The organism is Streptomyces roseus (genome assembly GCF_001044425.1).
In the GTDB taxonomy this organism is placed as follows: Bacteria; Actinomycetota; Actinomycetes; order Streptomycetales; family Streptomycetaceae; genus Streptomyces; species Streptomyces roseus.
The window spans coordinates 89,759-101,964 of sequence record NZ_LFML01000074.1; the positions used below are offsets into that span (position 1 = coordinate 89,759).

The following is a 12,206-nucleotide window of genomic DNA, read 5'->3' on the forward strand; positions in this document are numbered from 1 at the left end:
GTACGCGAACGCCCCGGTACGGCTCCCCGTACCGGGGCGTTCGCGTGCTCCCGAGCTCACGGGAGGGCCCGGCTGCCGTCCTGGAGCAGGTCCAGGGCGTGTTCGAGCACCTCGCAGGCCTGGATGTGGTTGCCGGACTCCTGGAGCAGCGAGGCCAGGCGGCGGCACACCTGTACGGCCTCGGGCCCGTAGAACCGGTGGACCTGCTGGAAGGCCTGCTCCAGCACCTCCATGGCCTCGCGGGTCTGTCCGGTCTCCTCCAGCATGTCGGAGAGTTCGAGTTGTACGGCGAGCGGGTCCCCCTCGCCGTCGGGCGCCCGTTCCTGCAGTGCGAGGCGCAGCACGGGCAGGGCGTCGCGGGTGCGGCCCGCGGCGCGGAGCGTGCGCGCGAGGCCGAGCCCCGCGACGACCATGGCGGAGCGGATGTCCGCCGCCAGGACGGGCCCGGCCGGCGTTCCGCGCACGGCGCGCGCCCGGTTGCGCACCAGCCGCAGCCGGCCCATGCCCATTTCCTGCGCGTGCTGCGGGAGCGGACGGTTCTTGCTGCGCAGCCGGGCCTCCACGGCGCGGCACAGGGTGTCCAGGTCGAGCAGTTCGGGTCCGTCGTGGATCCCGTGGCGCAGGATGGTCAGAAGTTCGCCGGTGAAGGCGGTGTGCCGCTCACCGTAGGGGGACAGGGCCACGGCGTCGCGGGGGGAGGCGGTGAGGACGTACGCGCCCTCGATCGCGGCCTGGGCGGCCAGCGCGTCCTCCTCGCCGGCCAGGGTACTGGCGGCCCTGCCGCTGAAGCAGCAGTCGAGCACCACCACTTTGCGCCGGGCGGACGAGTCGCGCAGAGCCGCCCGAAGGTGCTGGTAGGCGACAGCGGTGTAGCCGACGTGCTCCCGGGAACCCTGGAGGGCGAGGTAGAGGTCGGCCGTCGCGGCGTCCCGCATGCCGTGCCCGGCGTAGTAGACCAGGAGCGTGTCGGTGGCTTCCTCGCCCGCACGGTTGACGGGGTCGAGCACCTCGGCGGGATGCTGTGGATCGAGCACTTGCGTGCAGTGCTGCTCGGGCAGTCCCCAGATCGTGGCGTCGCACAGCTCGGCGGCCAAGTCCTTGACGTTGCACTCGACGGACGGGAGTGCGGCCAGGTGCCGGTAGCCGGCGCTGCCGATGAGGACCGCCCGCGAGGCCGCCGGGTCAGGCACTCCCGCCATCGGCCCCGTCCTCGTCCCCGCTTCCGTTCTCCAGCGCCGCCACGATGCGGCGCAAGCTGTCGGCGTCGAGGGCCTCGTCCCCGGTGAGCGTGATCTCGTACGGGCCGCGGCGCACGGTGAGCGCCGGGGGGCGGCGCCGGGACGCCTGCCACTGGAGCACGGCGAAGAGCAGCGATGCAGCGGACAGGCCGCTTCCCACGGCCAGTTGCAGGAGGTCGAATCCGGGCGAACCCATGGGCGTGCCGTGCGCCGCCGGCGTTGGGGCTCCGCTCCGGATCCGGCCGCGTACGGCGTGTCGGAGGGACTCGTCCTCCTTCAACCAGATCAGCAGGGAACGCAGCTCGCTCTCCGGGCCCCGCCCCGCTCTGCGCGGGTCCACCTGTAACTCGTACTCATACATCCTCCGTGCCCCTCCCGTGTCCGTTGTGGGCGCTGACCCGGGCGAACAGCTCCAGCGCCTGTGGTGCCCGGCCCAGCCGGGCCAGGCACACAGCCTGCCAGTACTGGCAGGCGAGCGTGGTCGGATGGGCCGGGCCCAGCGTCTGTGTGCAGAAAGGCCCGATTCCGACGAGCAGGTCGAGGGCCTCCCTCAGGTTCCCGCGCTGGATCAGGCCGACCGCTTCGCGCTGGCGTGACAGCGCGGTCTGCCCGGTCATCCTGCTGCGCACCAGGCGGCGGGTGCTCTGGCTGAGGGTGACGTGCCCGCTCCGGTGCGCCGGGACCGGAGCCGGCCGGACGTCGACCAGGCCCCAGTCGTATTCGGGGACCTCCGCGGACTCGTCCTCTTCGAGGGCTTCGGGGCTCTCCCCCAGGGCGTGGTCGTCGAGGGGGCGGACCTCCGTCGCGCAAGCGTGGTCCTCCAGGGCGCCGATCTCCGTCCCGGAAGCGTGGTCGTCCAGAGGGCGGACCTCCGTCCCGGAAGCACGGTGGTCCACCGGCCGGGCGTCCACCTCTACGCGGTCCGGCGCGGCACCTCCTTCGCTCGCCCAGGGCCGGATCAGGGCCTCGGCCGCGCCGGCGGTGGGGACGCGCGACTCCACGTCCCGGGCGCTGAGCGCGTCCACCGCGTCCGCGAGCCCCTCGGGCCACGCCGTCGGACCTTCGCGCAGCGAGGGCAATCCCTCGCGCGTGACCCGGTCGAGCAGCACGTCCACCCGGTGCGCCTCACCGAACGGGGGCTCGCCGGTCAGCATGAAGTGCAGGCAGGCCCCGACCCCGTACACGTCGGAGGCGGCCAGGGGCCATTGGCCCCTGATGCGTTCCGGGGCCATGTACTGGGGGGTGCCGAGCAGGTCGCCGGCATTGGTGAGGGCGGCCTCGCCGGTCAGCCGGGCCAGCCCGAAGTCGTAGAGCACCACCCGGCCGCTCGCCGTGAGCCGGATGTTGGCGGGCTTCACGTCGCGGTGGAGCACTCCGCTGCGGTGCGCGGCGCCGAGCCCGGCGAGGGTGTCGGCGGCGATCCGGCACGCCTCGGCCACGGGCAGCGCGCCGGCCGTGCGCACCAGCGCGGAGATGTCCGATCCGTCGAGGAACTCCATCACGAGGTAGGGCGTGCCCTCGTCGATCCCCGCGTCGTACACGCCGACCACGTTGGGGTGGTTGATCCGCGCGAGGGCCCGCGCCTCGCCCTCGAAGCGCCTGGCCGCCGCCTCGCTCACCGATCCGTACACCGTCAGGACCTTGACCGCGACACGTCGCCCCAGCAGCCCGTCCTCGGCCTCGAAGACGGTCCCCATGCCACCCCGGCCGACCGGCCGTACCGGTTCGAAGCGTCGGGCGAGCCCGCGCGGGAAGACATCGGCCACGTATCCCCCCGGGGTGGCGTCGAAGAGCGGCGGTCAGGCCTTGGTCACGGCCTCCTTGCAGACGTCACACGGTAGACGTCGTAGACGCCTTCCACACCCCGTACGGCCTTCAGGACGTGGCCCAGGTGCTTGGGGTCGCCCATCTCGAAGGTGAAGCGGGAGGTGGCCACGCGGTCGCGGGAGGTCTGGACGGCCGCGGAGAGGATGTTCACGTGCTGGTCCGACAGGACCCGGGTGACGTCCGACAGCAGCCGGGACCGGTCCAGCGCCTCGACCTGGATGGCGACCAGGAAGACCGAGGACTGGGTGGGGGCCCACTCGACCTCCAGCATCCGCTCGGGCTCCTGGGAGAGGGAGTCCACGTTGACGCAGTCCGCCCGGTGGACCGACACTCCGCTGCCGCGCGTGACGAAGCCGACGATCGGGTCGCCCGGCACGGGGGTGCAGCAGCGTGCCAGCTTGACCCACACGTCGTCGACGCCCTTGACGACCACGCCCGGGTCGGCGTTCTTGCGGCGCGTGCCCCGGGTCCGGGAGGGCGGGACGCTCTCCTCGATGTCCTCGTTGGCCGCTTCCTCGCCGCCGAGGGCCTGCACCAGCTTCTGTACGACGCCCTGCGCGGCCACGTGGCCCTCGCCGATCGCCGCGTACAGGGAGGAGATGTCGGGGTAGCGCATCTCGTGCGCGAGGGTGACGAGCGAGTCGCCGGTGAGGATGCGCTGGATCGGCAGGTTCTGCTTGCGCATGGCCCGGGCGATGGCGTCCTTGCCGTGCTCGATGGCCTCCTCGCGGCGCTCCTTGGAGAACCAGGCGCGGATCTTGTTGCGGGCCCGCGGGGACTTGACGAAGCCCAGCCAGTCGCGGGACGGGCCCGCGCCCTCGGCCTTGGAGGTGAACACCTCGACGAGGTCGCCGTTGTCCAGGGTCGATTCGAGCGGGACGAGGCGGCCGTTGACGCGGGCGCCTATGGTGCGGTGGCCGACCTCGGTGTGGACGGCGTACGCGAAGTCCACCGGGGTGGCCCCGGCCGGCAGGGCGATGACGTCGCCCTTGGGCGTGAAGACGAAGACCTCGTTGCGCGAGAGGTCGAAGCGCAGCGAGTCGAGGAACTCGCCCGGGTCCTCGGTCTCCTTCTGCCAGTCGAGCAGCTGGCGCAGCCAGGCCATGTCGTTGACCGTGTCCTGGCCGGCGCTGCCCTTGGCGGCCTGCGGGACGTCGGTGCGGACCTTGGAGGTGCCGGCGACGGTCTGCTGCTTGTACTTCCAGTGCGCGGCGATGCCGTACTCGGCGCGGCGGTGCATGTCGAAGGTGCGGATCTGGAGTTCGACCGGCTTGCCGCTGGGTCCGATGACCGTCGTGTGGAGCGACTGGTACATGTTGAACTTGGGCATCGCGATGTAGTCCTTGAACCGGCCGGGGACCGGGTTCCAGCGCGCGTGCACCGTGCCGAGGGCCGCGTAGCAGTCCCGGACGGTGTCCACGAGGACGCGGATGCCCACCAGGTCGTAGATCTCCGCGAAGTCACGGCCGCGGACGATCATCTTCTGGTAGACGCTGTAGTAGTGCTTGGGGCGGCCGGTGACGGTGGCCTTGATGCGGGCGGCGCGCAGGTCGGTCTGGACCTCGTCGGTGACGACGGTGAGGTACTCGTCGCGCTTGGGCGCGCGCTCGGCGACGAGGCGGACGATCTCGTCGTACATCTTGGGATAGAGGATCGCGAAGGCGAGGTCCTCCAGCTCCCACTTGATCGTGTTCATGCCCAGCCGGTGCGCCAGCGGGGCGTAGATCTCCAGGGTCTCGCGGGCCTTCTTCTCCTGCTTCTCCCGCTTGAGGTAGCGCATGGTGCGCATGTTGTGCAGGCGGTCGGCGAGCTTGATGACCAGGACGCGCGGGTCCTTGGCCATGGCGACGACCATCTTGCGCACGGTCTCGGCCTGCGCGGCCTCGCCGAACTTGACCCGGTCCAGCTTGGTCACGCCGTCGACGAGCAGGGCCACGGCGTCGCCGAAGTCGCGGCGCAGGTCCTCCAGCCCGTACTCGGTGTCCTCGACCGTGTCGTGCAGCAGGCCCGCCATCAGGGTGGCCGGGTCCATGCCGAGCTCGGCGAGGATGGTGGTCACCGCGAGCGGGTGGGTGATGTACGGGTCGCCGCTCTTGCGCTTCTGGCCGCGGTGCCAGCGCTCTGCGACCTGGTACGCCTGCTCGATCTGGCGCAGCGTGGCCGTCTCGATCTTCGGGTCGTTGCTGCGGACTATGCGGAGCAGGGGTTCCAGTACCGGGTTGTACGGGTTGGAACGCTGGACGCCGAGGCGGGCGAGCCGGGCGCGCACGCGGTTGGAGGACCCGGCCGACTTCGCGGAGGCGGGCTTCGCGGGGGCGGGCTTCGCGGGCGCCGGCTTCACGGGCGGGGCCGGCGGGGGCGCGGCGGCGGGCGTCGCGGCCTGCTCGGCCCGCGGGTCGGGCTGCGCGGCGGGCAGTGGCTGGACCTCGTCTGGCAAGAGCGCTCCTCTGGGGGTCCCCTGGACGGAGTCCGGGGAGGATCCGGGGCCCCGGTCAGGTCCGGACAACCCATGGTAGCGAGGGTTCCCGCGGCCCGTTCCCCGAGCCCCCGCCGGTTTCCCGGGCCCCGGCCCCGTTCCTCCCGGTCCCCCCGCCTCCCGGGCCTCGGCCGGTTCCCGCCCCCGGGTACGCCGAAGCGGGCGGGTACCGGGTCATCCCGGTACCCGCCCGCTTCACGGTCGGTGTCGTCAGACGACGATCAGGGCGTCCAGCGGGGCCTGACCGAGCGCGCCGGCCAGCCGCTCGCGGCCCGGCAGGAACGACAGCTCCATCAGGACCGCGACCCCGGCGACCTCCGCCCCGGCCCGCCGGATCAGCGAGAGCGAGGCCTCGGCGGTGCCGCCCGTGGCCAGCACGTCGTCGATGACCATGACCCGGTCACCGGCCGACAGGTCCTCGGCGTGGACCTCGATCTCCGCCGTGCCGTACTCCAGCTCGTACGACTGGGCGAGCGTCGCACCCGGCAGCTTCCCGGCCTTGCGCACCGGCACGAAGCCGATGCCCGCCTGGACCGCCACCGGCGCAGCGAGGATGAACCCGCGCGCCTCCAGCCCGACGATCTTCGTCGCGCCGTACTGCCCGGCCAGCTCCACCAGCGCGTCCGTCAGGGCCGCGAAGGCCTTCGGGTCGGCCAGCAGCGGGGTGATGTCCTTGAACACCACCCCCGGCTTCGGGTAGTCCGCCACGTCCTTGATCCGGCTGAGGAGCAGTTCGCGCACTTCGGGGGCAAGCGGGCTCACCGGCGCCGCCCCGCCCGGCCCTGGGAGACGACCTGCGGGGTCTCGGAGCCCTCGAAGCCCTCGTCCTGCGCCGGCTCGCCCTTGGCCGCGGCGGCCGCCCGCTTCGCGAGGACCCGCTTCTTCAGAGCCTTCATCGCCGGCTCGCGCTCCTTGAGGTCCACGACCAGCGGGGTCGCGATGAAGATCGAGGAGTACGCACCGGCCGCGAGGCCGACGAACAGCGACAGCGAGATGTCGTTCAGCATGCCGGCGTCCAGGAGGCCGCCGCCGATGAAGAGCAGCGCCCCGACCGGGAGCAGCGCCACGACGGTGGTGTTGATCGAACGGACCAGGGTGCCGTTGATGCTGCGGTTCGCGATCTCGCTGAAGGTGTACCGGGTCTGCTTGGTGATGTCCTTCGAGCCCTCCTTCAGACCGTCGAAGACGACGACGGTGTCGTAGAGGGAGTAACCGAGGATCGTCAGCAGACCGATCACGGTGCCCGGCGTGACCTCGAAGCCGACCAGCGCGTACACGCCGACGGTGATGGTGAGGTCGTGGATCAGGGCGATCAGCGCGGCGACGGCCATCCGCCACTCGAAGGCGATGGCCAGGTAGATCACCACGAGGACCATGAAGATGCCGAGGCCGGTCCAGGCCTTGTTCGCGATCTGGTCACCCCAGCTGGGGCCGACCAGGTCCGCGTTGATGTCGGCCTCGGGCACCTTGAGGTCGGCCGCGAGCTTGGTCTTGACGGCGTTGGCCTGCGCGGGGTCCAGGCTGGAGATCTGGATGCGCAGGGTGCCGTTGCCGAGCTGCTGGACGATCGCCTGGTGGCCGGAGGCCTTCTCGGCGTCCGCGGTGGCCTGGGTCACCGACACGGCGGTCTTCGGGGTGGTGAAGACGGCACCGCCCTTGAACTCGATGCCCATGTTGAGGCCCTGAACGGCCAGGGCCACGATCGCCGTGATGGTGATCAGGATGGAAACGCCGTACCAGACGAAGCGCTTGCCGACGAAGTCGTAACCGACCTCGCCGCGGTACAGCTTGGCGCCGAGATCTCCCAGCTTCGACATCTCTCACGCCTCCTTTACGTCGACGGGAGCGGTGACGGAACCGGAACCGGTGCCGGAGCCGGTGCGGCGGGACCGGCGCAGCGGCGGCTTGGCGCCGAGCCGCTTCGGGTCCAGGCCGGACCAGGGGTGGCCGCTGGAGAAGAACTTCGTACGGGCCATGAGCGTCATGATCGGCTTGGTGAAGAGGAACACCACGACCACGTCGAGCACGGTGGTCAGACCCAGGGTGAAGGCGAAGCCCTGCACCTTGCCGACCGTGACGATGAACAGCACCGCGGCGGCCAGGAACGACACGAAGTCGGAGACCAGGATGGTGCGCCGGGCGCGCGGCCAGGCCCGCTCCACGGCGGGGCGCAGGGTGCGGCCCTCGCGGATCTCGTCGCGGATGCGTTCGAAGTACACGATGAACGAGTCCGCCGTGATGCCGATCGCGACGATCGCACCGCAGACGGCGGGCAGGTTCAGCGCGAAGCCGATGCCCTTCCCGAGCAGCGCCATGATCGTGTAGGTGAGGATCGCGGACACCAGGAGGCTGACGATGGCGATGAAGGCCAGGCCCCGGTAGTACACGAGCAGGTAGATCACCACGAGGAGCAGGCCGATGGCCCCGGCGATGAGGCCGGCCTTCAGCTGCTCGCCGCCGAGCGCGGCGGTGACGGTGGTGACGCTGTCCTCCTGGAAGGTCAGCGGCAGGGCGCCGTACGAGAGCATGTTGCCCAGGTCCATCGCGGACTGCTGCGTGAAGCCGCCGGAGATCTCGGCGTTGCCGCCGGTCAGCGCCTGGCTGACGGACGGGTCGGAGACGACCTCGCCGTCGAGCACGATCGCGAACTGGTTCTGCGGCATCTGCTTGGTGGCGAGCTCACCGGTGATCTTGGCGAACTTGTCGGCGCCCTTGTCGGTGAACTGCATGGTGACGATCCACTGCCCCGTCTGGGGGTTGATCTGTCCCTTGGCGTCCTTGACGTCGGTACCGGAGACGCCGACCGGGCCGAGGATCCACTTGCCCCAGGCATCGCCGCGCTTGCCGCAGGCGACCGTCGCGTCCTCGGGCTTGACGCCCTTGCCGGCCGCGGCGCGCTGCGCCTCGTTGGTGCAGTCGAGGGCCGCGAACTTCGCCTGGAGTTCGGCCGCGGCCGCCTCTACGCCCGACGGGGTCGGGGAGGGGGCCGGAGCCTTGTCGTCTGCCTTCTTCGACTCGCTCGCCGAGGGCGAGGGAGAGGCGGTGGCGGCCGGGGCCTTGAGGGCCTCGCTGAGCACACGGCCCTGGGAAGTGGCGCTGGACGACGGGCTGGCCGGGGCGCTGGGCTTGCCGCTGCCCTCGGCCTTCGGGGCACCGGAGGTGCTCGCGGACGGGCTCGGCGCCTGCGGGGCCGCCGGGGCGCCGTCGGCGAAGGCCAGGACCGGACGGAAGTAGAGCTGGGCGGTGGTGCCGACCTGCTCGCGGGCCTGCTTCTCGTTCGTCCCCTTGGGGATGTTCACGATGATGTGGTCGCGGCCCTGTGTCTGGACCTCGGCCTCCGACACGCCGAGACCGTTGACGCGGCGCTCGATGATGCCGACCGCCGTGTTCATGTTGGTCTCGTTGATCGCGTCCGGCTTGCCGGGCTCGCTCTTGGCCTTGAGCGTGATGCTCGTACCGCCCGCGAGGTCGATGCCGAGCCGGGGAGTCGTCTGCTTCGTGAGGAACATCCCCGCGGTGAGCGCCACCATCGCGATCAGGATGATCGCCAGGGCGCGCCCCGGCCTCCCCTGAGCCCCCGTGGGCCGCCGGCCCTTCTTCGGTGCTGCCACCTTGTCGTATCTCCCTGTCCAACCGCCCCGCGCCGGGTCAGCGCGCGGACGGCCACGAAATGTGTGGTGGGGACCCCTGCCCCCCGCAGAAGTTCACTGGCGGGGACCGGGGCGGCCGCCGGTCAGGCGCCTGCCCGGTCCCCGGCCGCGCGCGCTACTTCGCGCCGGCCTCGCCGTCGGCCTTGCCGTCCTTGGGCTCGTCGTCCCCGGGCCGGCCGTCCTTCGGCTCTTCGGCCTCGGGAGCGTCCTTCTTGCCCAGGTCGAGCTTCGGGGCGTCGGCCTCGTCCGCGCTCTTGTCCGCGTCCTTGTCGAGGGTCAGCGAGGAGGCGTCGTCCGGAACGACCGGCGTGTCGATCGTCAGATCATCGCTGGCCCCGTGGACGATGCGGTTGTACTCCGCGTCCTCCAGAACGGCGCCGATGGCGTTCTTCGCGTAGATCGCGTGGACGCCCGGGGCCACCTCGAGGGTGACGGTGTCCTCGCCGACTTCCTTCACCGTGGCGTACATGCCGCCGATGGTGCGGACGCCGGCGCCCGGGGCCATGTGGTCGCGCATCTGCGCGGCCGCCTGCTGCTTCTTCTTCGCGGAACGGGTCATCAGGAACATCGCCCCGATGAGCACGATGAACGGGAGGAGTGTCACGAGATTCACGGGACGGAGATCCTTCGCACGACCGCACGGGAGACGGCCAATTTCTACGGGGGTGGGCATGCCGACCCGAAGGGTCGGCATCGGCGGAGTCTAGGCGAGTCCGCACCGATGGAACAACGCCCAGCATGGCACCGCAGTTCCTGACGGGGCGAACGTCCGCGCCGTCAGGCCCCGAACAAGCCCTGTTGTCCGCTTGTTCCACTCACCTGCTGGTGGGGCGGTACGAGGCCCAGGTGCGCCCACGCGGCGGGGGTCGCGACCCGGCCGCGCGGGGTACGGGCCAGCAGGCCTTCCCGTACCAGGAACGGCTCGGCGACCTCCTCGACGGTCTCCCGCTCCTCGCCGACGGCCACGGCCAGGGTGGACAGCCCCACCGGACCGCCCCCGAACAGCTTGAGCAGGGCTTCGAGCACGGCGCGGTCGAGGCGGTCCAGGCCGCGCGCGTCGACCTCGTAGACCTGGAGCGCGGTGCAGGCGACCTCGCGGGTGATCACCCCGTCGGCCCTGACCTGCGCGTAGTCGCGGACGCGGCGCAGCAGGCGGTTGGCGATGCGCGGGGTGCCGCGGGAGCGGCCGGCGATCTCGGCGGCGCCGGCGGTGTCGATCTCCACGTCCAGGAGGCGGGCGGAGCGGTGGATGACGCGTTCCAGCTCCTCGGGGGCGTAGAACTCCATGTGCCCGGTGAAGCCGAAGCGGTCGCGCAGCGGCGGCGGGAGGAGGCCGGCGCGGGTGGTGGCCCCGACGAGGGTGAAGGGCGGCAGTTCCAGCGGGATGGCGGTGGCCCCCGGCCCCTTGCCGACGATCACGTCGACGCGGAAGTCCTCCATGGCCATGTAGAGCATCTCCTCGGCGGGCCGGGACATGCGGTGGATCTCGTCGAGGAAGAGCACCTCGCCTTCCTGGAGGGAGGAGAGGATCGCGGCCAGGTCGCCGGCGTGCTGGATGGCGGGACCCGAGGTGATCCGGATGGGCGCGCCCATCTCGGCGGCGATGATCATGGAGAGGGTGGTCTTGCCGAGGCCGGGCGCGCCGGAGAGCAGTACGTGGTCGGCGGTGGCCCCGCGCTGGCGGGCCGCCTTCAGCACCAGGTCGAGCTGCTGGCGGACCTTCTCCTGGCCGACGAACTCGCCGAGGTCCTTGGGCCGCAGGGCCGCCTCGACGGCGGTGTCCTCGCCGTCGGCGGCCGCCGCAACGATCCGGTCGTCGCTCTCGTCATCCCAGTTCACGTGCTCAGTCTGCCTTCTGCGTCATTGCGGTGGTCGTTCCCGGCCCGGGCCCCGAGGGGGTCAGCGGGTGCGGTTCAGGGACTGGAGGGCGGCGCGCAGCAGCTGCGGTACGGGGGCGCTGCCACCGGCGGCGATGGCCGCCTCCGCCTGCGGGGTCACGGCGTCGACGGCGTCCTCCGCGTCCCGCGCGGCGTAGCCGAGCCCGATCAGGGCCGCCGTGAGCTGGTCCGTCCAGGGAGCCGGGCCGGACGCCACGGCCCGCTGGGCCCCGACCACCGCGGTCGCCGCCCCCAGCTTCCCCTTCAGCTCCAGCAGGAGCTTCTGCGCGCCCTTCTTCCCGATGCCGGGCACGGCCGTCAGGGCCCTCTCGTCCCCCGACTCGACGGCCAGGCGCAGCGCGTCCGGGCTGTGCACCCCGAGCATCGCCTGTGCGAGGCGCGGTCCGACCCCGCTCGCCGTCTGCAGCAGCTCGAAGACCTGCCGCTCGTCGTCGTCGGCGAAGCCGTACAGCGTCAGCGAGTCCTCCCGTACGACCAAGGACGTGGCCAGCCGCGCCGTCTGCCCCATTCGCAGCCCGGCGATGGTGCCCGGCGTGCACTGGACGGCCATGCCCACGCCCCCGACCTCGATCACGGCGAGGGTGGGGGTGAGCGCGGCGACCGGGCCGCTGACGAAGGCGATCATGAGGGGCGGCCTTTCGAGGCGTGCAGGGGGTGCTGGGCTTGCCGGGCGTGGCGGGCGTGCTGGGCGACCGCCTGCTGGAGGCGGTTGTGGGCGGGGGCCCGCCAGATGTGGCAGATGGCGAGGGCGAGCGCGTCCGCGGCATCGGCCGGCTTGGGCGGGGCGGACAGCCGCAGCAGCCGGGTGACCATCGCCCCGACCTGCGCCTTGTCGGCCCGGCCGGAGCCGGTGACGGCGGCCTTGACCTCGCTGGGGGTGTGCAGGGCGACCGGTATGCCGCGGCGCGCCGCGCACAGCATGGCGACGGCGCTCGCCTGGGCGGTGCCCATCACGGTGCTCACGTTGTGCTGGCTGAACACCCGCTCGACGGCGACGACTTCGGGCCGGTGGCGGTCCAGCCACTCCTCGATCGCGGCGGGGTCGGTTCGGGCACATGGTCGGCTTTTGGAATCTAGCCGAGGAGCTGCCGCAGGGCCAGAACTTGCCACAGCTGTG

At 71.8% G+C, this 12,206-nt stretch carries 10 protein-coding genes and 1 pseudogene; all 11 read right to left on the reverse strand.

From position 1 onward, the window contains the following. Positions 1-56: 56 nt before the first annotated feature. Positions 57-1,199, reverse strand: a complete 1,143-nt coding sequence (locus tag ACS04_RS19340) for a caspase, EACC1-associated type (RefSeq protein ID WP_053080829.1) — start codon at positions 1,197-1,199, stop codon at positions 57-59. Next, positions 1,183-1,599: an effector-associated constant component EACC1 gene (locus ACS04_RS19345; RefSeq protein ID WP_053080830.1), complete on the reverse strand. Its 417-nt coding sequence runs from the start codon at positions 1,597-1,599 to the stop codon at positions 1,183-1,185. The genes ACS04_RS19340 and ACS04_RS19345 overlap by 17 nt, the downstream gene beginning before the upstream one ends. Next, on the reverse strand, positions 1,592-3,004 hold the full coding sequence (locus tag ACS04_RS35320) for a serine/threonine-protein kinase (protein WP_053080831.1): 1,413 nt from the start codon (positions 3,002-3,004) through the stop codon (positions 1,592-1,594). Before ACS04_RS35320 ends, ACS04_RS19345 begins: the two co-directional genes overlap by 8 nt. Before the next feature lie 44 nt (positions 3,005-3,048). Then, on the reverse strand, positions 3,049-5,502 hold the full coding sequence (locus tag ACS04_RS19355) for a RelA/SpoT family protein (RefSeq protein ID WP_048477895.1): 2,454 nt from the start codon (positions 5,500-5,502) through the stop codon (positions 3,049-3,051). A 249-nt stretch (positions 5,503-5,751) separates the two neighbouring features. Beyond that, positions 5,752-6,303 carry an adenine phosphoribosyltransferase gene (locus tag ACS04_RS19360; protein WP_048477896.1) on the reverse strand — a complete coding sequence of 184 codons (552 nt, stop codon included), beginning with the start codon at positions 6,301-6,303 and terminating at the stop codon, positions 5,752-5,754. Further along, positions 6,300-7,358: a protein translocase subunit SecF gene (gene secF / locus ACS04_RS19365; protein WP_048477897.1), complete on the reverse strand. Its 1,059-nt coding sequence runs from the start codon at positions 7,356-7,358 to the stop codon at positions 6,300-6,302. The genes ACS04_RS19360 and secF overlap by 4 nt, the downstream gene beginning before the upstream one ends. 3 nt (positions 7,359-7,361) lie before the next feature. Continuing rightward, positions 7,362-9,152, reverse strand: coding sequence for a protein translocase subunit SecD (gene secD / locus ACS04_RS19370; protein WP_048477898.1), 1,791 nt, complete (start codon positions 9,150-9,152; stop codon positions 7,362-7,364). Between the two features lie 154 nt (positions 9,153-9,306). Further along, positions 9,307-9,804 carry a preprotein translocase subunit YajC gene (gene yajC, locus ACS04_RS19375; RefSeq protein WP_048477899.1) on the reverse strand — a complete coding sequence of 166 codons (498 nt, stop codon included), beginning with the start codon at positions 9,802-9,804 and terminating at the stop codon, positions 9,307-9,309. A gap of 164 nt (positions 9,805-9,968) precedes the next feature. Then, entirely contained in the window at positions 9,969-11,030 is a 1,062-nt protein-coding gene (ruvB, locus tag ACS04_RS19380) for a Holliday junction branch migration DNA helicase RuvB (protein WP_048477900.1), read from the reverse strand. A gap of 60 nt (positions 11,031-11,090) precedes the next feature. Then, positions 11,091-11,714: a Holliday junction branch migration protein RuvA gene (ruvA, locus tag ACS04_RS19385; RefSeq protein WP_048477901.1), complete on the reverse strand. Its 624-nt coding sequence runs from the start codon at positions 11,712-11,714 to the stop codon at positions 11,091-11,093. Next, a pseudogene (locus ACS04_RS19390) lies at positions 11,711-12,121 on the reverse strand (crossover junction endodeoxyribonuclease RuvC); the annotation flags it as partial. The gene ruvA and the pseudogene ACS04_RS19390, both read right to left, overlap by 4 nt. Positions 12,122-12,206 lie beyond the last annotated feature (85 nt).

Bases quoted from the DNA above. Each gene is read 5' to 3' on its own strand.
- ACS04_RS19340 (WP_053080829.1), bottom strand. From the start codon at position 1,199: ATGGCGGGAGTGCCTGACCCGGCGGCCTCGCGGGCGGTCCTCATCGGC.
- ACS04_RS19345 (WP_053080830.1), bottom strand. From the start codon at position 1,599: ATGTATGAGTACGAGTTACAGGTGGACCCGCGCAGAGCGGGGCGGGGC.
- secF (WP_048477897.1), bottom strand. From the start codon at position 7,358: ATGTCGAAGCTGGGAGATCTCGGCGCCAAGCTGTACCGCGGCGAGGTC.
- ruvA (WP_048477901.1), bottom strand. From the start codon at position 11,714: ATGATCGCCTTCGTCAGCGGCCCGGTCGCCGCGCTCACCCCCACCCTC.